The following is a 20501-nucleotide window of genomic DNA, read 5'->3' as shown; positions in this document are numbered from 1 at the left end:
GCACCCCTTTCACGGCGGTCCTCGTTCCCGGCCTTCCCGGGAGCGGCGACCGCCGTGTCATCTCCCCGGTGAGCGGGGCGGACAGTCTCACTCGTTCGGGGATCGTCGGGCGCGGGGGCGGGGGGTAGGGCAAGAGCCGAAGGCGGCCCGTAGAACATCTGCCGGAGGCGAACCATGGAACCGACCGCGCTGCGTCCCAAGCCGATGCCCGGCCAGGAGCCGGGCGGCGGCCGCCGCCGGCCCGCCGCCGGGACCCGTCCGCCCGCCGGAATCCGGCCCCCGGAGCCCACGCGGCGGCGCGGCCGGCGGCTGGTCACCACGCTGCTCGGCCTGTCCGCCGCCGGGGTCCTCGTCCTGTCCGGTGTGGGGCTCGGCGCGGTGGGCGCGACCGTGATCGGCGTCCCGGGACTGGCGGACCTCAGGAAGGAGGCCGCCGCGGCCGGGTCCGGAGAGCGGCGGCCCGGCGCTTCCGCGGTGACCCGGCCCGTGACGCGGACGCGCGCCGAGGCCGCGACCCCGGGGTCCGCGGGGTCCGCGGGGTCGGTGGCGCGGCACTCCGCCGGGTCTGCCGAGTCCGACAAGGCCGCCGGGTCCGCCGGGTCCGCCGTGCCGGGGTCCGCCGGATCCGCGACTGCGGGCTCCGCCTGGCTGGTGGACCGGTCGTCCTCGGTGCCGTCGGGCGACCGCTCCACTGCGGAGCCCGGCGGCGGTGACCCGGCCCGTGAGGGGGAGCCGGGGCGGCAGCCCGCCCGGGGCACCCTCGGCATCGAGGCAGTGGACGCCCCCGGCGGCCGGGGCGCGCTCGTCGTGGGGGTGCACGACCCCGGTCCCGGCTCCGGCGCGGGCCTGGCGCGCGGTGACGTCCTGCTCGCCCTCGACGGGACCCCGGTCACCTCGGCGGCCGGCCTCGCCCGCGCGGTGGCGGACGCCCGGCCGGGCCGGCGGGTCACCCTGCGCGTGCGCCACGCGGACGGCACCCGCGGGCAGTTGTCCGCGGTCCCGGGCACCGCGACCTGAGAACGCGCCCCGAGTCACCCGGGCCGGCGAACGCGCTGCCCCGAGTCACCCGGGCCGGCGAACGCGCTGGGGAAAAGGGCTGGTCAACGGAGCCGCGGCCCGTCACCATGGCCGCATGCTCAGCACCCTGATCGCCTTCCTCGGCGCCTGCACCCTGATCGCCGCCTCGCCCGGACCGAGCACCGTGCTGATCATCAAACGGTCCCTGGGCAGCAGGCGCTCCGGGTTCATGACCGTGCTCGGCAACGAGACCGGGGTCTTCCTGTGGGGCGCCGTCGCCGCGTTCGGCCTCACCGCGCTGCTCGCCGCCTCCGAGATGGCGTACGGCGTCATGCGGATCGTCGGTGCCGTCGTGCTCGTCGGCTTCGGCGTCCAGACGCTGTGGCAGGCCCGCCGCTCCAAGGGGTCCGCCGACGGCGGCTGGGAGGGCGCGGAGAAGGGCGCCTGGGCTTCCTACCGGGGCGGGCTGCTGCTCAACCTCGCCAATCCCAAGGCCGCCGTCTTCGCGATGTCCTTCCTGCCGCAGTTCGTGCCCGAGGGCGCCCCGCACCTGCCCGCCATGCTCGGCCTCGCCGCGCTCTGGGCGCTCTACGAGGTGGGGTACTACGGCGTCTACGTGTGGTTCGTCGGGCGGATGAAGGCCGTGCTGTCCCGTACGGGCGTGCGCCGGCGTCTGGAACAGGTCTCCGGGGGCGTCCTGCTGCTCCTCGGCGCCCGGCTCGCCCTGGAGGGCTGAGCCCGTGGCGGGCGTCCACCGGCTCGCGCGCGCCGCACCGGAGGGGCAGGATGCTGCCGTAGCCCCCTGGGGAACTCCGGACACACGGAGGCATGCATGACCGCCGCCACACCCGCGCCCTTCACCGCGGACGACTACGAGGCCCGGATGCGGCGCGCCGCCGAGGCCGCGGCCGACGCCGGACTCGACGGCGTCCTGATCGCCCCGGGGCCGGACCTGGTGTGGCTGACCGGGTACCGCCCGGTGGAGACCGAGCGGCTCACCCTGCTGGTGCTGCGGGCGGGACAGGACCCGGCCCTCGTCGTACCCACTCTGGAGAAGCCCGACGCGGCCAAGTCGCCCGGCGCGCCCGCGCTGAGCCTCCACGAATGGGCCGACGGAACGGACCCCTACGCGGCGGCCGAACCCCTCATGGGCCGCGCCGGCCGCTTCGGCATCAGCGACAACGGCTGGGCCCTGCACCTGCTCGGCCTCCAGCAGCGGCTCCCCGCGACCCGCTACGCGGCCCTGACCGAGGTGCTGCCGATGCTCAGGGCGGTCAAGGACGCCGCCGAACTGGAACGGCTCGCGGCCGCCGGAGCCGCCGCGGACGAGGCGTTCGAGGAGATCCGCAAGGTCCGCTTCGCCGACCGCAGGGAGTCGGAGGTCTCCCACGACCTCGCCGAGCTGCTGCGCCGCTTCGGGCACTCCCAGGTCGACTTCACCATCGTCGCCTCGGGCCCCAACGGCGCCAACCCGCACCACGAGGCCGACGAGCGCGTGATCGAGAACGGCGACATGGTGGTCCTCGACTTCGGCGGCCTGAAGGACGGCTACGGCTCCGACACCTCCCGCACGGTCCACGTCGGCGAGCCGGACGAGGAGGAGCGCAAGGTCCACGACATCGTGCGCGAGGCCCAGGAGGCCGGCTTCCGCGCCGTGCGCCCCGGCGTCGCCTGCCAGGACATCGACCGTGCCGCGCGGGCGGTCATCGAGGCCGCCGGGTACGGCGAGTACTTCATCCACCGCACCGGGCACGGCATCGGCGTCACCACCCACGAACCGCCCTACATGGTCGAGGGCGAGGAACAGCCCCTGGTCCCCGGCATGTGCTTCTCCGTGGAACCGGGGATCTACCTGCCCGGCCGCTTCGGGGTCCGCATCGAGGACATCGTCACGGTCACCGAGGACGGCGGACGCCGGCTCAACAACACCTCCCGCGAGATGGTGATCGTCGACTGACGTGCGCCCGCGACCCCCGCGGCGACCGCTTCACCCCCGCCCCCGGACGACAAGGGCGCGACCATGAACCCGACCCCGCCACCCGCACCGGAACCCGAGCCGGCCCCGGCGCCCGACACCGTCCGCCGGCTCGTCCGCTCCCTGCTCACCGACGCCGCCGCGCCCGGTCCAGGGCCGGAGGTACGGCCCGTGCGCGAGCAGGGCGGCCACTTCACCTGGTGGGTGGGCCGCCGCCATGTGCTGCGGCTCGCCCCCGACCGCGAGGCCACGCTGCGCCAGCGCCGTGAACTGCGGCTGCGCGATCTGGTCCGCCCTCTGGTCGGGGGCGCCGTTCCCGTGAGCGTCGCCCGGGGCGAGTGGGCGCCCGGTCTCGGCTACACCCTGGACACCAAGGTGCCCGGCGTCTCCGGAGAGGAGCACGCCGTCTCGGCCCTCGGCGAGGCCGACCTGGCGGAGCTGCTGACCGGGCTGCGCGAGGTCCCCGTACGGCAGGCCGAGACCCTCGGGGTGCCCCGGACCCCGCCGCGCTCGCTGGAGGCGCTGCGGGCCACCGCCGTACGGGCCGCCGGACGGCTCCCCGCGGAGGAGTTCGACCCCGCCCGGTTCGACCAGCTCGCCGCGCCCGCCGCCGTCCAGCTCGGCGCGCAGACCGGCGCACCGGTCCTGGTGCACCACCACCTCCTGGGCGAACACCTCGTGGTCAGCCCCGACGGGCGGGTGCGGGGCGTCCTCGACTGGACCGGCGCGGTGATCGGGGACCCGGCCGAGGACATCGCCGGGCTGGCCGTCGCCGTCGGCGCCCCCGCCGCCGTGCGCGCCGCCACCCTCGCCGGGTACGGCGCCCGTCCCTGTCTGCGCGGTCTGTGGCTCGCCCGCTGCGACACCGTCGTCCGGCTCGCCGCCCGCCTCCACGCCGGCGACACCGGACGACTGCCGCTGCTGGAGGCCCAGTTGCGCAGAGCCTGGGAGTCGATCCTGCTGGAGCGGGTCACGGACCTGAGGGACGGCCCGGACCCGGCCCTGTGACCCTCACTCCTGGGTCAGCAGCACGCACGACTCGCCCGGCACGGTCAGCACCCCGTCCGGGCCCGGGGCCTCGACCGGTTCCCAGGACGCGAGGATCCGCGCGCGGCGGATCCCGAGGGGGATCGCCGCGGGGTCCTTGCCGAGGTTCACGGCGACCCGGACGTCCCCGCGCCGGACGGCGATCCAGCGGGCCGCCGGATCGTGCGCGACCCGGACCGCCGCGAGGTCGGGGTCCGACAGGTCGGCCTGCCCGCGGCGCAGGGCGATCAGCTCGCGGTACCAGGCCAGCAGCCGCGCGTGCGGCTCGCGCTCGGGCTCCGACCAGTCGAGGCAGGAGCGGTCCCGGGTCGCCGGGTCCTGCGGGTCCGGCACGTCCTCCTCGGCCCAGCCGTGCGCCGCGAACTCCCGCCGCCTGCCCCGCCGTACGGCGTCCGCGAGCTCCGGGTCGGTGTGGTCGGTGAAGAACTGCCAGGGCGTCGAGGCGCCCCACTCCTCGCCCATGAAGAGCATCGGCGTGAACGCCGCGGTGAGGGTCAGCCCCGCCGCGCAGGCCAGCAGCCCGGGGGACAGGGAGGCCGACAGCCGGTCCCCCTGGGCGCGGTTGCCGATCTGGTCGTGCGTCTGCGTATAGCCGAGCAGCCGCTGCGCGGAGACCCGGGCGCGGTCCAGCGGGCGGCCGTGGTGCCGGCCGCGGAAGCTGGACCAGGTGCCGTTGTGGAAGTAGCCCGTCGTCAGCGTCTTGCACAGCGCGGTGAGCGGGGCCTGCGCGAAGTCCGCGTAGTAGCCCTGGGCCTCGCCGGTCAGCGTGGTGTGCAGCGCGTGATGGAAGTCGTCGTTCCACTGGGCGTGCAGCCCGAGCCCGCCCTCCTCGCGGGAGGTGATGAGCCGCGGGTCGTTCAGGTCCGACTCGGCGATCAGGAACAGCGGCCGTCCCACGTCGTCGGCCAGCGCGTCCACGGCCGCCGACAGCTCCTCCAGGAAGTGCACCGCCCGGGTGTCCCGCAGCGCGTGCACCGCGTCGAGCCGCAGCCCGTCGAGCCGGTAGTCCCGCAGCCAGGCCAGCGCGCTGCCCACCAGGTAGGAGCGCACCTCGTCCGAGCCGGGCGCGTCCAGGTTCACCGCGGAGCCCCACGGCGTCTGGTGGGTGTCCGTGAAGTAGGGCCCGAACGCGGGCAGATGGTTGCCGGACGGGCCGAGATGGTTGTGCACGACGTCCAGGACGACCCCGAGTCCCAGCTCGTGCGCCCGGTCGACGAAGCGCTTCAGCGCCTCGGGGCCGCCGTACGGCTCGTGCACGGCCCACAGGGAGACCCCCTCGTACCCCCAGCCGTGCCGGCCGGGGAACGGACACAACGGCATCAACTCGACGTGCGTGATGCCCAGTTCGGCCAGGTGCCCGAGCCGCTCCGCCGCCGCGTCCAGCGTGCCCTCGGGGGTGTACGTCCCCACGTGCAGCTCGTAGAGGACCGCGCCCGGCAGCGGCCGTCCGCGCCAGTCGGCGCGCCAGGCGTACCCGTCCGGGTCGACCACGGCGCTCAGTCCGTCGGGGCCGTCCGGCTGACGGCGGGAGCGGGGATCGGGCAGGACGGGACCGTCGTCCACCGAGAACCCGTACCGGGTCCCCTCCGCCGCCTCCGCCTCGCCCGTCCACCATCCGGCCCGCCCGGCGTCGCGCTCCAACGCGCTCGTGACACCGGCGCAATGGAGCGTCATCCGGTCGGCCCGCGGTGCCCACACCTCGAATCGCATGGACGCTTCCCCCTCGTCGGCTCGCAGTGACCCAGCACGTCCATGGTGCTCCACCGGAGATCAATTCGCTTACGGATCCACCCTTTTGCCGCGTGTCGCCCGTCCATCGGTCGCGCGAACGGCCGCACCCGGCCCCACCAGCCGTTTCCGGGTCTTCTGGACACCCCGTCCTTACTGACCGACAATCACGAACGTGACGTCGTCCTTCGAGTTCCATGTGTACCCCGCGCGGCTGTCCGACGCGGAGCGCGACCGGGCGCTCAAGTCCCTTCGCGAGGGCGTCGCGCTCGGCCGCCTGTCGCACGACACGTTCGTCCGCCGCATGGAGCTGGCCCTGTGCGCCCGCCGCTCCGAGGAACTCGCCGTGCTCACCGCCGATCTGCCCGACGGTGACGAGGGCGCCGGGCGGGGCTGGTCGAAGCGGGTGTTCGGCACCGTGGAGGCACTCTCCGGCTTCACCGTCCGGCTGCGCCGGGCCTGGCAGGCCGAGCGCCTGCCCAAGCTCCAGCTGCCCCACCCGGGCGAGACGCACCCGCTGCGCATCGGGCGCGACCCCGCCAGCGGACTGCGGCTCAACCACGAGACGGTGTCCCGGGTGCACGCCGAACTGCACCGCCAGGGCGGTGTGTGGGTGCTGCGCGACCTCGGCTCGACCAACGGCACGACCGTCAACGGACGGCGCGTCATCGGCACGTCCGTCGTCAAGGACGGCGACCAGGTCGGCTTCGGCCGCATGCTGTTCCGCCTCACCTCCGCCTGACCTGCCGTCGCCCAACATCCTTCCGCTCCCGCGGTGTTGACGTACCCCCCGGGTTCGTGACTGACTGTGTGTACTTCGTGTACATCAGGTGAAACGACGGCACCGTACGAGTGGAGGTGTGCTCTGCCGCCCCTCCGCCGCTATCCCACCGTGGACGAACTCGGCGTCCGCGCCGCCGCGCTCGTCGCCCGGTGCCCCGGCGAGGCCCGGCTGCGCCGGGTGGGCAGCTCCCGGGCGGGCGCGCCGATGCTGCTCCTGTCCGTCGGGCACGGCAGCCGCCAGGTCCTCGTCGTCGCCGGACCCCACGCCAACGAACCCGTGGGCGGCGCGACAGCCCTCAGACTGGCCGAACGGGCGCTCGCCGACCCCCGTCTCACCGAGGGCGCGGACGCCACCTGGAACCTGCTGCTCTGCCTCGACCCCGACGGCTCGCGCCGCAACGAGGCCTGGCTCCAAGGCCCTTACACGCTCGGGCACTACTTCCGGAACTTCTTCCGGCCCGGCTTCCTCGAACAGCCGGAGTGGCTGCCCGACGGCCCGGACGCCGCCGCCCTGCCGGAGACCCGCGTCCTGCTCGGCCTCCAGGACGAGCTGCGGCCGTTCCTGCAGTGCTCCCTGCACGGCGTGGACGTCGGCGGCGCCTTCGTCGAGCTGACCCGCGACCTGCCCGGCCTCGCCCAGCGCGTCGCGCACAGCGCCGCGCGGCTCGGCATCCCGCGCGAACTCGGCCCCTACGACACCCTGTACTGGCCGGCCCTCGGCCCCGCCGTGTACCGCGTCCCGCCCCCGCGCACCGGGGACCTGGCCGCCGCCATCACCGAGGCCGCGGTCGACTCCACCTGGTTCCACCCCCAGCCGCACGGCACGCTCACCGCCATCGTCGAGGCGCCCATGTGGGGCGTCGGCGCCGTCGAGGACCCGGCCCGCCCCGCCGACCCCGACGCGGTGCTGCGCACGCTCAGCCGCACCCTGCGGCACGACACGCGGATCCTGGAGGACGTCCTGGCCCGGGTGCGCCCCGGCCTCGGCGTCTCCCCGGACACGGCCCGGCTGCTCGCCCCCGTCGACGACTATTTACTGGTCGGCCCCGGACTCGCCGACTCCTGGGACCCCGACGTCCGCGACGCCGGGACCCGGGCCCTCCCGGCGCTCGACACCGCCCGGCTCACCGCCCTGCGCCTCGCCGGGCGCCGGGTGGCCCTGCGCACCGCCGGGCTGCTGCACCAGCTGGTCACCGCCTCCGGGCGGGACCCGCACGGGGCGCTGCCCGAGCTCGACCGGCTGATCGACGGGTGGTGCGCCGACTACCGCGACGGCTGCGGGGCGCGCTGGATCCCCGTCGCACGCCAGGTCGAGTACCAGGCGCGTGTCGTCCTCTCCGCGTTCGAACTCGCCGGACGCGAGGCCGGCGCACGTCCCCGTTCGGGTGACTCCGGCTGGACCGCACGGACCAGGGTGCCGATGCACCGGGAATGACGACAACCCTTCGAGCGGTCCGCGCCTGCCTGCTCCTCCCGCTCGCGCTCCTCCTGGCGGCCGCGGCCCCGGCTGCCCACGCGTCCCCCCGGCACACCCTTCCCGGCAACTGGCTCAGCCTCGCCGTCACCCGCGGCGACGCCCGTTCCAGCGACACCCGGGGCGTCCTGCTGCTCTGCGACCCGCCCCAGGGCCATGCCCACGCCGCCGCGGCCTGCCGGCAACTCGCCGCCGCCCGGGGCGACATCGGCCGCATCCCGCGCCGGACCGGGGTCATGTGCCCGATGCTGTACGCGCCCGTGACGGCGTCGGCGCACGGCCGGTGGAACGGCCACCGGGTCGACTACCGGCGCGCGTTCTCCAACTCCTGCTCGATGAAGGCGCAGACGGGCGCCGTGTTCGACTTCACGCGCTGAGCTCAGCCGGCGCCCTCGCGCGCGTGGCGGGCGGCCGCCACCACCGTACGGGCCTGGTGCTCGACCTGGTTCTCCAGCGGCACCCAGCGCGCGCGGAAGCGTTCGGCGAACGCGTCGCACCAGCCGGCGACCAGCTGTTCGAGGCGGACGGCCTCCTGGTCGCCGGCCTCCCGGAGCACGCGCAGCAGCATCGACGCGGCCCGCAGCGGGATCCTCCGGCCGAACGCGTCCACGCTGCCCACGTACGCCATCGTCGTGTCCACCGGCGGCGGTTGGGACCAGTCCGCGGCCAGACCCGGCACCAGGTCCAGGGCCCACTTCGCGGCCCGCAGCAGGGGCCCGTCGGGTCCCCGGAGCCGGGGCAGGGCCCGCCCCAGCACCGCCTCCACCTGGCCGGCGTCCGCCACCAGCCGGTCGGCCAGGCGCCGCATCGCCGCCTCGGGCGCGGGGTGCGGCGCCGGATCGTCCACCAGGTCGCTCGCCCACATCGGCACCTCCACGACGGCCGTCAGACCGCCGTACCGATGGGCGTGGTACCAGGTGCTGTGCCGGGCGTCGTCCGGCATGCTCGGGTACGCCGCGTCCGAGCCCGGCGCCGGCATCACATGCACCCCGGGACCCGAGGCGGGCCAGCCCGCCGCGTCCGAGGCGGCCGTCTCGACCGGGATGCGCAGCTCCGCCGCGGACTTGGCGAACGGCTCGGCGAGACCGGGGATGTCCTTGGTCAACTGCACCCAGCTGCCGCCCAGATCGGTGCCGTGCAGCGTCACCTGGAGGTAGGGCCGCACCTCGTCGATGACCCGGGTCAGCGCCCGGGTCTCCGGCGGCAGCCGGTCGGGCGGCAGGACCGAGGGCGACCACTCCGGCTGCTCGGGCCCGGCCGGACGGAAGAAGCCCAGGTGGTAGTCGAGGAGGGTCCGGGGCGCGGGGGTCACATGGAGGCTCGCCCCGTCGGGGTCCGCGCAGAGCAGAAAGTGCCAGGAGGTGTCCCTGCGCAACTCCCTTCGGTACAGCACACGTTCGGCCAGGGACAGCAGCGTCGAGCCGCCCGTCGGTTCGTTGGCGTGGGCCCCCGCCACGACGAGGACCGCGTGCCGGGCGTGGCCGACGGACAGCAGGTGGAGGGGTCTGCCCGCGCGGGAGGAGCCCACTTGCCGCAGGACGCACAGGTCGGGCCGGTGGGCCGCCAGCGCCGAGGCGGACGACACGATTTCGGTCACACTGGGGTAGCGCAACTCCGGCAGATGACTCACCCCCGACTTGTCCGCCCTGCGTCGCTTTTGGCAGTACTCCACGGTCTCGGAGAACTGTCAAGGACGCGTCGGCGCGGGCGCCCGGGACCCCGGGTGGCATTTTCCACCGGCAACGGGCGGTGGCCGGTGCGCGGCTCTCCCCGGCCGGATCCGGCCGCGTCCCGTGGGCCTGCGGAGAACCGGGACGGGCCGCCCGGACCGGGGGCGCGGGGGACGGTGACCGGCGTACGCGCGGGCCTCAGGAGAGTGAACCCGTTGCGACGTACACGATTCACTCGTCCGGGTGTACGGGGCCTGCGCCGACGGGCGGGCGGTGGTCGACTCGTAGGGACCGCGCGCGGGTCCGGCGCGCCGACCCGAGGTGGTGCCCGCGGTGCTGTGTCCACACGGCCTTCCCGGCGAAGGCGCCCCGACCCCGCCCCGGTCAGACCCGGGGCTCCCGCCCGTCCCGCTGCCGGGGACCGAACCGCCACCGACGGCCGGGGGCCCGGCACCCCCGTCCCCCGACGCCGAACCGCCCCCGCCGGGCGAGGGCCCGATACCGGCGTTCCCCGTCGCCGGGGAACCGTTTCCGGCCTCCGCGGCCCATCGGCCTCCGGGTCCCGTCCCGCCCGTGCCGGGCCCTGTGCCGAGCCCTCCGGCAGGGGGTCCGTCGCCCGCGTCGGCCGACGCCGAGCCGCCCGTGGCGGGTGAGGGTCCGATACCGGCGTTTCCCGCCGCTGGTGGGCGGTTTCCGGCCTCGGCGTCCCACGGGCCTCCGGGGCCCGTCCCGCCCGTGCCGGGCCCTGTGCCGAACCCTCCGGCAGGGGGTCCGTCGCCCGCGTCGGCCGACGCCGAGCCGCCCGCTCCGGGCGACGGTCCGATACCGGCGTTCCCCGTCGCCGGTGGGCCGTTTCCGGTCTCCATGGCTCACCGGCCGGCGGGTCCCGTCACGGCCGCGTCGGCTCCCGTGCCGAACCCTCCGGCCGGGGGCGACGGTGGGGCGGCCCGGGTGGGCTCGCGACCGCCCTCGCTCGACGGGCTCGACGGGATCGCGTCGTTTTCCTCCGGTGCGGGGCGGACAGCCCCGGGCCCGGGCGGGCGGGTGACGGCTCTCGCGGGATCGCGGTCCGGCGGTGTCGTGAGGCCCGCGTACCCGGCGGGGCCGGGAACGGCCCCGCCGACGGGCGCCCCCGCCGGTCCCGGTTCCCCGGATCACCCGCCGCCCGGCCCGTACACCCCTCCGGCGGAGTTCTCCGCGGACCGTGGTGCCCCGGGCAGCCTGCTCGACCCCGGGACCGAGCGCGACCCGTATCCGCTCTACCGCGCCCTGCGCGGGAACTTCCCCCTGGTGTACGACGAGCCGTTCGGCGCCTGGCTGGTCAGCCGGTACGCCGACGTGCGCGCCGCGCTGGCGGACCCGCGGCTCGCCGCGCCGGCTCCCGGCCCGGTACCGGCCCACGGCGCGTACCGGGACGTCGTGTCCCCGGCGCTCGGGGACCGGATCCCGGCCACGCTGCGAGCGGGCGTCGAGCGCGCCGCCCATGTCCTCGCGAGCCGCCTGGCGTCCCGTCAGGAGGTGGACCTGGTGGCCGAGTTCTGCCAGTGGCTGCCCGCCGCCGCGGCCGTCGCCGCGCTCGGGCTGCCGTACGAGGACACCGCGCGGGTCCACGCCTGGTGCCGCACGGGACTCGACCACCTCGGCGGTCCCCACCCGGGACTCGACGCCCATCTGCGGCCCCACCTGGCCCGCCGCCGCGCCCACCCGGGCGACGACCTGCTGTCCGTGCTGTGCGCGGCCAGGCCGGACGGACGTCCGCTGCCGGACGAGGCCGTGACCGCACTCGCCGGGACGGTACTGGGCGCGGCGGGCGAGACGACCGCGCGCGCCCTCGCCTCGTTCCTCGCCAACCTCCTCGACCATCCGGACCGGCTCGGCCTGCTCCGCGCCCGGCCCGAACTGACGGGCTCCGCCTGGGCCGAGTCGCTGCGCCGCGACCCGCCGCTGCAGATCGTGGCCCGCCGGGCGCTCGAACCGATCGGCCCGATCCCCGAGGGCGCCACCGTGGCGTGTCTGCTGGGCGCCGCGGGCCGCGACCCGGCCCGGTTCGCCGACCCGGACCGCTTCGACCTCTTCCGCGCCGACCCGGGCGACCTCGCGTACGGCTCGGGGCCGCACCACTGCCTCGGTGTCCCGCTGGCCCGGCTGACGGCCGAGGGCGCCCTGCGCGCCCTGCTGACCGTGCTGCCGGGCCTGCGCCGGGCGCCGGGCCCCCGGCCCCGCGCCGAGGGACTGGTCAGCCGCTCGCCCCGGACCCTTCCGGTGTGCCCGCGCTGACCCGCTCCAGCAGCACGACGGGAGACCCCGCGAACAGGTCCGCCACGGGCACGTGACCCGTGAACTCCCGTTCCGGGGAGCCGGAGGGAAGCACGTCGGCCCACCGTCCCGGGGGGAGCGCGAGCACGGTGTCCCGCCAGCCGCCGGCCTCCTCCAGGGCCAGCGACAGCCGGGTGACGGCCGTGACGACCTTGCCCGACCGCGCGAACGCCAGGCAGTGCCCGGCCGCCGGTCCCTCGGCCCGCAGCGGCGCGTACGTCGCCGCGTCGCCGAACACCTCGGGCCGCCGGGCGCGCAGCCGGAGCGCGGCGGCCGTGAGGGCGGGCTTCTCCGCACCGAGGTCGCGCGGCGCGAACGCCCCCCGGTTGTCCGGGTCCACCAGCGCCCGGTACTCGTCCTCGGTGCCCTGGTACACGTCCGGCACCCCGGGCATCGTCAGATGGACCAGGGCGGCCCCGAGGACGTTGGCCCGGATGTGCGGGGCCAGCGAGGCCCGCAGCGCGGCCACACGCCGTCCGGGGGGCCCGCACGGCCCGTCGGCGACGAACCGTGCCACCGCGTCCTCGTACGCCGGGTCGCGCTCGGTCCAGGCGGTGCGCGTCCCGGCCTCCCTGACGTGCTTCAGGAGCGTGTCACGGACCCGCTCCGTGAAGCGGCCGTCCCCGCTGCCGTCCCCGGCCCCGGCCTCGTCGCCGTCGGCCGGGCCGAGGCCGAACACCGTCTGCCACGCGGCCCACGCCGTCCCCGGGTCGGGCGCGGCGGGGCCCTCGTCGGTCACCTCCGCCAGGACCTCGGACCAGGTCTCCGGGCACTGGGTCAGCACGGAGATCGCGGCGCGCACGTCGGCGCTGCGTTTCGTGTCGTGGGTCGACAGGACGGTCCCGGTGACGGGCCAGTCGCGCTGCATCCGCGCGCAGTGGGCGTGGAAGTCGTCCGGAGACACCGCCGGGGCGCCCGGTTCGCCGCCCACCTCGTTCGCCGACAGCAGCGGCACGTACCGGTAGAACGCCGTGTCCTCCACCGACTTCGCCCGCAGCGCCGAGGAGGTCTGCGCGAACCGGGCCCGGACGGCGGCCGCCCCGGGCACCTCGTCGTCCCGGGCGAGCAGCAGGGCGCGTACGACGTCGACGGCGTGCGCCTCCTCGGGCACCCGGAACGCCGAACGGGCCTCGGCGGCGGCCCGTTCGGTCAGCGCCTCGGAGGCGTCGGTGGACGGATAGGGCCGGTACACCTCCATCCGGACCAGGAGCTCACGCAGCGCGGTGCCCAGGGCCCAGGGCGCGTGGTCGCGCGCGGCGGGGTCGGGGGAGTGGGCGCACAGGGCGCTCACCTCGCGGGTGAGGCGGTCGGCCTCCGCCGCGAGCTCCTGTGTGATCACCTTGTACGCGGCCCGGCGCACGGTGCTCTCCCAGTGGCCGCCCCGGTCGGCCTCCGGACCCGCGAAGCGCCGGTAGCGGCCGAGCAGCCGGCTCGCGCCCGCCTCGTCCGTGAAGAGGCCGTCGACGCGGCGCAGCGCGTCGTAGCCCGTGGTGCCGGCCACGGGCCAGGCGGGCGGGAGCGGTTCGCCGTCGGCGAGGATCTTCTCGACCACGATCCAGCGGCCGCCGGCCGCCTCGGACAGCCGGCGCAGATAGGCGTCCGGATCTGCCAGCCCGTCCGGGTGGTCGACCCGCAGTCCGTCGATCACCCCGTCGGCCACGAGCTCCAGGATCTTCGCGTGGGTGGCGGCGAACACCTCCGGGTCCTCGACGCGCACCCCGATGAGCTCGGAGATGCTGAAGAAACGCCGGTAGTTGAGGTCCGTGCGCGCCAGCCGCCACCACGCGGGGCGGTACCACTGGGCGTCCAGGAGCTCGGGCATCGGCAGCCCCGCGGTGCCCTCGCGCAGCGGGAACACGTGGTCGTAGTAGCGCAGTATGCCGTCGTCGACCTTCAGCTGGCCGGTCTCGGCGCCGAGCCGGTCCCCGAGCACCGGCAGCAGCAGCCGTCCGTCCTGGGCGTCCCAGTCGATGTCGAACCAGCGCGCGTACGGCGACTCCGGGCCCTCGCGCAGCACCTCCCACAGGGCGTGGTTGTGGCGCGGAGCCATCGCCATGTGGTTCGGCACGATGTCCACGACGAGGCCGAGGCCGTGCTCCCGCGCGGTGCGCGCCAGGGAGCGCAGCCCCTCCTCCCCGCCCAGTTCGGCCCGTACGCGGCCGTGGTCCACCACGTCGTAGCCGTGCAGGGAGCCGGGGACCGCCTCCAGGACGGGGGACAGGTGCAGATGGGAGACGCCGAGCGAGGCCAGGTGGGGCACGGCCGCCTCGGCGCGGCGGAAGGGGAACTCCGGCTGGAGCTGGAGCCGGTAGGTGGCGGTCGGCACGACGGGGGCGAGGGGGCCGGGGACGACCGAGTCCGCGATCGCCGGTTCGGGGCGCTCAGGTGTCATGCGACTCTACGTACCCGCCCGGCCGCCTTTCTGTCACCACGGCCCGCACAACGGCACGCACGGCCCCGCCCGGGCATACCGTCCCGGCCGTGCCCGGGGCACGGCCCCGCCCCGCACCCGGCCCACTCAGGGACCCGGCGCGGGGCGTGACCGAGGCCCTCCTAGGCGGGCCGCTGAAGGACGGTCATGCTGCGGTCGACCAGGGTCAGCCGGTCGCCGGCGGTGACCTTCGGGCCCGTGCCCGGGGCCACGCCCTCGGGGACCGACGTGTCGACGACGACCTGCCACAGTCGGCCGTGGTCGGCGGGCACCACGAACTCCAGGGACTTGGGGGAGGCGTTGAACATCAGCAGGAACGAGTCGTCGCCGATCCGCTGCCCGCGCGATCCCGGCTCGGAGATCGCGTTGCCGTTCAGGAACACGGACAGCGCCCGGGCCTGCGCCGACCCCCAGTCGTGCTGGGTCATCTCCTGGCCCTCCGGGGTGAACCAGGCGATGTCGGAGAGCTCGTCGTGGGTGCCCTGGACCGGCCGCCCGTGGAAGAAGCGCCGCCGCCGGAAGACGGGATGGTCGCGGCGCAGCCACACCATCGCGCGCGTGAAGGCGAGGAGCTCGCAGTCCTCCTCCGGCCACGGCACCCAGGCCAGCTCGCTGTCCTGGCAGTAGGCGTTGTTGTTGCCGCCCTGGGAGCGCGCGAACTCGTCTCCGTGGCTGAGCATCGGCACGCCCTGGGACAGCATGAGGGTGGCGATGAAGTTGCGCCGCTGCCGCGCCCGCAGCGCCAGCACGTCCGGGTCGTCCGTCTCGCCCTCGGCACCGCAGTTCCAGGACCGGTTGTGGCTCTCGCCGTCCCGGTTGTCCTCGCCGTTGGCCTGGTTGTGCTTGTTGTTGTACGACACGAGGTCGTTCAGGGTGAAGCCGTCGTGGCAGGTCACGAAGTTGATGGAGGCGAGCGGACGGCGGCCGTCGTCCTGGTAGAGGTCGGAGGAGCCGGTCAGCCGGGAGGCGAACTCGGCCAGCGTGCGCGGCTCACCGCGCCACAGGTCCCGCACGGTGTCGCGGTACTTGCCGTTCCACTCGGTCCACAGCGGCGGGAAGTTGCCCACCTGGTAGCCGCCCTCGCCGACGTCCCAGGGCTCGGCGATCAGCTTCACCTGGGAGACCACCGGGTCCTGCTGGACGAGGTCGAAGAACGACGACAGCCGGTCCACCTCGTGGAACTGGCGCGCCAGGGTGGCCGCGAGGTCGAAGCGGAAGCCGTCCACGTGCATGTCGGTGACCCAGTAGCGCAGCGAGTCCATGATCAGCTGGAGCACGTGCGGGGACCGCATGAGCAGGGAGTTCCCCGTGCCCGTGGTGTCCATGTAGTAGCGGGGGTCGTCCGCCAGGCGGTAGTACGAGGCGTTGTCGAGGCCTCGGAAGGAGAGCGTCGGGCCCAGGTGGTTGCCCTCGGCCGTGTGGTTGTAGACCACGTCGAGGATGACCTCGATGCCGGCCTCGTGCAGCGCCCGGACGGCCGACTTGAACTCCAGCACCTGCTGGCCCCGGTCGCCCCAGGAGGCGTACGCGTTGTGCGGGGCGAAGAAGCCGATCGTGTTGTAGCCCCAGTAGTTGCAAAGGCCCATGTCGGCGAGCCGGTGGTCGTTCACGAACTGGTGCACGGGCATCAGTTCCAGCGCCGTGACGCCCAGCCTGGTCAGGTGTTCGATGATCGCCGGGTGCGCGAGGGCCGCGTAGGTGCCGCGCAGCTCGTCCGGAAGGTCCGGATGGAGCATCGTGAGGCCCTTCACATGGGCCTCGTAGATCACCGTGTGGTGATACTCCGTCCGGGGGCGCCGGTCGTCCCCCCAGTCGAAGTACGGGTTGACCACGACCGACGACATCGTGTGCGGGGCCGAGTCGAGGTCGTTGCGCCGGTCGGGTGAACCGAACGGATAGCCGTAGACCTCCTCGCCCCAGTCGACGGAGCCCGCGATCGCACGCGCGTACGGGTCGAGCAGCAGCTTCGCGGAGTTCGCGCGCTGCCCGCGCTCGGGCGCGTACCGCCCGTGAACCCGGAAGCCGTACCGCTGCCCGGGCATGACGCCGGGCAGGTACGCGTGCCGCACGAACGCGTCGGTCTCCCGCAGTTCCACGGCGGTCTCCGAGCCGTCGTCGTGCAGAAGACACAGCTCGATACGGTCGGCGGCCTCCGAGAAGACCGCGAAATTGGTGCCGGCGCCGTCGTACGTGGCACCGAGCGGATACGCCTCGCCAGGCCAGACCTGCATGGATACGACTCTTCCAGTAGTTCCGTGCCCCGGGGGGCGAGTCCGATCCGAGTCTCCCCGAAAGTGATGGAACCTCACATGCCTTACATCCCTCTTACCCCGCGACCAGGCATATCTCGTATGCCGAACCAGTGGGACTCAAACGACTCCTGGGGATGTAGGGGGAGTAGGGGGAAATGTGCGCAAGATAGTGCACCGCCATCTGGGCAAGGTGGTGGCGGGTGCGGCCATAGCGGTGGCCGGGACGGCCGTGATGATCGGTGTCACCCTTCCGGGGTCGGCGGGGGCCGAGGAATCCGGCGGGGGGCTCCGGGCCGACGGGACCGCGCAGCAGGCGGCGGAGGGCCGGGACGCCTCGGGCGGCGTCGTGCGGCCGGGTGTCGTCGAGCGGGCGCCGGCCGAGGGCCAGAAGGGCAAGGGCCGTGACCCGCTGACCGACGACGAGATCCGGCGCGCCGAGCGGATCGCGGTGAACCGGCAGCTCTTCAACTCCAGCGAGGACGTCGAGGGCGCGCGCGGACCGCAGCGCCTCGGGGTCGACCTCGCGGAACCCGAGACGGCCGATCTGGACAACCCGGACGCGCCGCGCCGGGCCGACATCACGTTCTACGACTACAAGGACGACACGCTCGTCACCAAGACCGTCGACCTCGACACCGGGAAGGTCGAGCAGACGGGCGTCCAGCACGGCGTGCAGCCGCCGATCAGCCGGGACGAGATGACCGAGGCCGCCAAGCTGCTGATCGCCGACCCGCTCGGCGCCGGCCTCAAGGCCGACTTCAAGGACGCGACCGGCAAGGACCTCACCTCGCCCGACCAGCTGATGCTCAACAGCATGGTCTACCGCGCCACCCCCGGTGCCCAGCCCGCCGCCCTCGGCGCCTGCGGCGAGCACCGGTGCGTCCGCCTCTTCCCGAAGGTCAAGAACGGGCCCTGGATCGACAGCCGTGACCTGGTGATCGACCTGAGCGCCCGCAAGGTCGGCAAGCTCGGCTGAGCGCCGCCCGTCCGTCCTTTTCACCTTCACAGCTTTCCGCAAGGAGTCGTCTCTTCATGCGCGTCAACAGAAACAGTCGTGCCCGCAGCCGGGCGGCCGCGGGCTTCTCGGTGCTCGCCCTGGCCGCCGGAGCGACCACGGCCGCCGGGCCGGCCGTCGCCCAGCCCCGGTCCGCGCCCGCGCCGGCACCCGCCTGCAGCTCCGCGTACCAGATCGAGCAGAAGCTCTCCACCGGCACCACCTGGCGGATGTGCTGGCACTACGAGAGCGAGGCCGGGCTCGTCCTGGAGAACATCTCGTACCAGCCCCCCGGCGAGGCCGCCCCGATCAAGGTCCTGAGCACCGCCAAGCTCGCCCAGATCGACGTCCCCTACGACGACGGCTCGGTCGAGTACAGCGACCTGACCGGCGCCGGCTTCGGCCAGGGCCTGGTCGACATGGTCCCCGCCGAGTGCCCCGGCGGCTCCATCAAGACGGTCAAGGTCCCCGAGGCCTGGGACCCGGCGCACGCCAACGTCAAGGGCCTGTGCACCACGACCCGTTCGCGCGGTCACGCCTACCGCATGGAGGCCGACACCGGGAACAAGGTCTTCCAGCAGCAGGGCAAGGACCTGCTCGTCTACACCGTCAACAAGGTCGGCTGGTACGAGTACATCACCGAGTGGCGGTTCCAGGACGACGGCACGATCAACATGAACGTCGGCGCCACCGGCAGCCTCTCGCCCGGTGACTACGACGCGGGCGACGGCCGCGGCTGGCCGCTCGGCAAGGGCGCCAAGGACTACGCCACGAGCCACGCCCACAACATCTTCTGGCGGCTCAACTTCAACCTGGACGGCTCGTCCAAGGGGAAGATCGAGCAGTACGACTCCGTGGTGAGCCCGCCCGCCCACGGCGCCGAGGCCCCGAGCAACAAGACCACGGTCACCAAGGTCACCAAGGAGCTCGCCGGCGACGCCAAGAACATGCGCTGGTGGCGGATCGTCAGCAACACCGGCAAGAACAAGGACAACCACGCACGCTCGTACGAGTTCGTGCCGGGCGCGACCACCAAGTACCTCGGTCACGCCTTCACCAAGCACGACATCTTCTTCACCGAGTACAACAAGTGCGAGCAGTTCGCCAGCGACAACCTGCGCAACTGCGGTGCCGGGCACGGAAAGTCCGTCGACAAGTACGTCGACGGACAGACGCTCTCCCACCCGGTGGTCTGGGTCAACGTCGGTTTCCACCACATCGCCCGGGACGAGGACCAGCAGCCCATGCCGGTCCACTGGCAGGGTTTCTCCATCGCGCCGCGTGACGTCACCGCTATGAATCCGCTCACTCCTCCGGAGCTCGCGGACCAGAACGGGCATGTCGAACCTAGGTAGTTGGGAAACGACCTGTGCATCGGGCTGCATCGCTCACCGCTCCCGGAGTACCCTTCCTTGATCGTTGATTGGGGCCTGGCCCCGGGGAGTGCTCGGGGGAGCGGAAGGCGGTGCGTGGGTGGGCTCGGGAGGGCTGGAGCTTCCTCCTGGTGACGAGGGTCACGAGGGGAACTCCACAGATGTCCCACCCGGCGCGGTGTCCCTGGCGCGGCCGATGGAGATGGGATCCATCGGTCCGGAACTGGACTGGGGCGCCGACGCCTGGCGCGAGGTGCGCACCCGTGCCCAGCGGGCCGGCCGCGCCTACATCTGGCTGAACCTGGTCGAACAGCGGCTGCGCGCGGTCGTGGCCGCTGTTCTCCGCCCGGTCTACGAACCCGTCCACGGCGACGAGTGGGTGGTCGCCGCGGCGGGCCCGGCCGGCCAGGAGTGGGTGCAGCGCGCGGTCGCCGTGCGCGAAGTGAGCCGCCGCAAGGGGTACTTGCTCGACCCGGCCGACGACAACGTGCTGAGTTTCCTCACGCTGCCGCAGCTGCGCGAGCTGATGGTGCAGCACTGGCCGTGCTTCGAGCCCTACTTCGACGAACGCAGGGACGTCGAACTGGCCCTGGACGAGCTGGAAGTGACCCGCAACGTCGTGTCACGCAACCGCGCCCTGTCCGAGGCCGTGCTGAACCAGGCCGAGCGGGCGGCGGCGAGGCTCCTGGAGATCCTCGGCGCCGGGAGCGACGTCCCCTCGGCCCGGCGGCTGCCCGTGGACGCCGTCGAGGACCTCGTGGGCGACCGGTACGCCGATGTCGTCGGCGTGCACTCCGACCGGGTGCGGCTGCTGCGCCAGTTCCCCGCGGAGGACCTCTTCGGCGGGGCCCGCCGCCTCGACGCGGTCGGGATCGGACTGAATCTGCTGGTCCAGAACTTCTCCGGGCGCAGACTGGTCCGGCTCGCCGAGTCCGGCTGCCGCACCCGGCTGCTGTTCCTGAACCCCGCGTCCAGCGCGGTCAAGCGCCGCGAGCGTGAACTCGGGATGAAGCGCGGCGAGTTGAGCCGTTCGGTCGAGATGAACATCCTGCACATGCGGCGGGTGCGGTCCCGGCTGCGCGACCCGGACGCCTTCGAGATCCAGGTCTACGACGAGACGCCCCGCTTCAGCGCCTACCTCGTCGACGGGGACGGCTCGGACGGCATCGCCGTCGTGCAGTCCTACCTCCGCCGCACCCGGGGCATGGAGGCGCCGGTCCTGGTGCTGCGCGGCGGGAGCCGGGTGCTCAAACCGGACGTGATCGGCGAAGAGGGGCTTTTCCCGACGTATCGCGAAGAGTTCGAGGCGGCCTGGGTCGATTCGCGCCCTGTGTCCTGAATGGGCGGTTCCCTCCGGTCCGGTGGAACGCGGTCCCGGGATTGTCAGTGGCCCGTGCGATCGTGGAGACCACTGGGGGAAAGCACCACGAGGAAGGGGGGC

At 74.1% G+C, this 20501-nt stretch carries 15 protein-coding genes; 11 read left to right on the top strand and 4 right to left on the bottom strand.

Annotated elements, in window-relative coordinates; translation table 11 throughout:
* The first annotated feature begins 174 nt into the window (after positions 1-174).
* The 4 genes from IO36_RS20580 to IO36_RS20565 all read left to right on the top strand — a co-directional run bounded on the left by IO36_RS20580 (position 175) and on the right by IO36_RS20565 (position 4000).
* Entirely contained in the window at positions 175-1017 is an 843-nt protein-coding gene (locus tag IO36_RS20580; protein ID WP_037621795.1) for a PDZ domain-containing protein, read from the top strand.
* Between the two features lie 115 nt (positions 1018-1132).
* The gene (locus tag IO36_RS20575; protein ID WP_037621794.1) at positions 1133-1753 is read left to right on the top strand and encodes a LysE family translocator; all 621 of its coding nucleotides are present in this window, start codon (positions 1133-1135) and stop codon (positions 1751-1753) included.
* Positions 1754-1849: 96 nt separating this feature from the next.
* Positions 1850-2974 carry an aminopeptidase P family protein gene (locus tag IO36_RS20570; protein WP_037621793.1) on the top strand — a complete coding sequence of 375 codons (1125 nt, stop codon included), beginning with the start codon at positions 1850-1852 and terminating at the stop codon, positions 2972-2974.
* A 63-nt stretch (positions 2975-3037) separates the two neighbouring features.
* On the top strand, positions 3038-4000 hold the full coding sequence (locus IO36_RS20565; RefSeq protein ID WP_051900714.1) for an aminoglycoside phosphotransferase family protein: 963 nt from the start codon (positions 3038-3040) through the stop codon (positions 3998-4000).
* Between the two features lie 3 nt (positions 4001-4003).
* Here IO36_RS20565 and treZ read toward each other — a convergent pair whose 3' ends face one another.
* Positions 4004-5749 (bottom strand): malto-oligosyltrehalose trehalohydrolase, encoded by a 1746-nt coding sequence (treZ, locus tag IO36_RS20560; protein ID WP_037621792.1) that lies wholly within the window; start codon positions 5747-5749, stop codon positions 4004-4006.
* 193 nt (positions 5750-5942) lie between these two features.
* On the opposite strand from treZ, the gene IO36_RS20555 reads away from it, so the two are divergent.
* The 3 genes from IO36_RS20555 (at position 5943) to IO36_RS20545 (ending at position 8401) form a co-directional block, all read left to right on the top strand.
* On the top strand, positions 5943-6509 hold the full coding sequence (locus IO36_RS20555; protein WP_037621791.1) for a DUF1707 and FHA domain-containing protein: 567 nt from the start codon (positions 5943-5945) through the stop codon (positions 6507-6509).
* A 150-nt stretch (positions 6510-6659) separates the two neighbouring features.
* A complete protein-coding gene (locus IO36_RS20550; RefSeq protein ID WP_051900713.1) occupies positions 6660-7985 on the top strand; it encodes a M14 family zinc carboxypeptidase in 1326 nt (441 codons plus the stop codon).
* The gene (locus IO36_RS20545) at positions 7982-8401 is read left to right on the top strand and encodes an SSI family serine proteinase inhibitor (protein ID WP_037621790.1); all 420 of its coding nucleotides are present in this window, start codon (positions 7982-7984) and stop codon (positions 8399-8401) included. The genes IO36_RS20550 and IO36_RS20545 overlap by 4 nt, the downstream gene beginning before the upstream one ends.
* A gap of 2 nt (positions 8402-8403) precedes the next feature.
* Here IO36_RS20545 and IO36_RS20540 read toward each other — a convergent pair whose 3' ends face one another.
* On the bottom strand, positions 8404-9654 hold the full coding sequence (locus tag IO36_RS20540) for a M14 family zinc carboxypeptidase (protein ID WP_037621789.1): 1251 nt from the start codon (positions 9652-9654) through the stop codon (positions 8404-8406).
* Positions 9655-10774: 1120 nt separating this feature from the next.
* Here IO36_RS20540 and IO36_RS20530 point away from each other — a divergent pair.
* Positions 10775-11971: a cytochrome P450 gene (locus IO36_RS20530; RefSeq protein WP_245173358.1), complete on the top strand. Its 1197-nt coding sequence runs from the start codon at positions 10775-10777 to the stop codon at positions 11969-11971.
* Here the strand turns inward: IO36_RS20530 and treY are convergent.
* Together treY and glgX are read right to left on the bottom strand one after the other, a co-directional pair.
* Positions 11931-14402 carry a malto-oligosyltrehalose synthase gene (gene treY, locus IO36_RS20525; RefSeq protein WP_037621787.1) on the bottom strand — a complete coding sequence of 824 codons (2472 nt, stop codon included), beginning with the start codon at positions 14400-14402 and terminating at the stop codon, positions 11931-11933. The two genes, IO36_RS20530 and treY, sit on opposite strands and share 41 nt — an antisense overlap.
* Positions 14403-14563: 161 nt before the next feature.
* Positions 14564-16672 (bottom strand): glycogen debranching protein GlgX, encoded by a 2109-nt coding sequence (glgX, locus tag IO36_RS20520; protein WP_037621786.1) that lies wholly within the window; start codon positions 16670-16672, stop codon positions 14564-14566.
* A gap of 178 nt (positions 16673-16850) precedes the next feature.
* On the opposite strand from glgX, the gene IO36_RS20515 reads away from it, so the two are divergent.
* The 3 genes from IO36_RS20515 to IO36_RS20505 all read left to right on the top strand — a co-directional run bounded on the left by IO36_RS20515 (position 16851) and on the right by IO36_RS20505 (position 20399).
* A complete protein-coding gene (locus tag IO36_RS20515; RefSeq protein WP_037621785.1) occupies positions 16851-17669 on the top strand; it encodes a Tat pathway signal sequence domain protein in 819 nt (272 codons plus the stop codon).
* 56 nt (positions 17670-17725) lie between these two features.
* The gene (locus IO36_RS20510) at positions 17726-19042 is read left to right on the top strand and encodes a copper amine oxidase (protein ID WP_037621784.1); all 1317 of its coding nucleotides are present in this window, start codon (positions 17726-17728) and stop codon (positions 19040-19042) included.
* A 118-nt stretch (positions 19043-19160) separates the two neighbouring features.
* Positions 19161-20399: an SAV2148 family HEPN domain-containing protein gene (locus IO36_RS20505; protein ID WP_037621783.1), complete on the top strand. Its 1239-nt coding sequence runs from the start codon at positions 19161-19163 to the stop codon at positions 20397-20399.
* Positions 20400-20501: the final 102 nt, after the last annotated feature.

It is taken from the genome of Streptomyces aureus (assembly GCF_000725495.1).
GTDB classification, from domain to species: Bacteria; Actinomycetota; Actinomycetes; order Streptomycetales; family Streptomycetaceae; genus Streptomyces; species Streptomyces aureus_B.
This window is presented reverse-complemented; position numbering and strand designations above follow the sequence as displayed.

Excerpts from the sequence above, each read along its gene's own strand:
- IO36_RS20545 (WP_037621790.1), top strand. The coding sequence starts at position 7,982 with ATGACGACAACCCTTCGAGCGGTCCGCGCCTGCCTGCTCCTCCCGCTC.
- glgX (WP_037621786.1), bottom strand. The coding sequence starts at position 16,672 with ATGCAGGTCTGGCCTGGCGAGGCGTATCCGCTCGGTGCCACGTACGAC.
- IO36_RS20570 (WP_037621793.1), top strand. The coding sequence starts at position 1,850 with ATGACCGCCGCCACACCCGCGCCCTTCACCGCGGACGACTACGAGGCC.
- treZ (WP_037621792.1), bottom strand. The coding sequence starts at position 5,749 with ATGCGATTCGAGGTGTGGGCACCGCGGGCCGACCGGATGACGCTCCAT.
- treY (WP_037621787.1), bottom strand. The coding sequence starts at position 14,402 with ATGACACCTGAGCGCCCCGAACCGGCGATCGCGGACTCGGTCGTCCCC.
- IO36_RS20510 (WP_037621784.1), top strand. The coding sequence starts at position 17,726 with ATGCGCGTCAACAGAAACAGTCGTGCCCGCAGCCGGGCGGCCGCGGGC.
- IO36_RS20580 (WP_037621795.1), top strand. The coding sequence starts at position 175 with ATGGAACCGACCGCGCTGCGTCCCAAGCCGATGCCCGGCCAGGAGCCG.
- IO36_RS20575 (WP_037621794.1), top strand. The coding sequence starts at position 1,133 with ATGCTCAGCACCCTGATCGCCTTCCTCGGCGCCTGCACCCTGATCGCC.
- IO36_RS20565 (WP_051900714.1), top strand. The coding sequence starts at position 3,038 with ATGAACCCGACCCCGCCACCCGCACCGGAACCCGAGCCGGCCCCGGCG.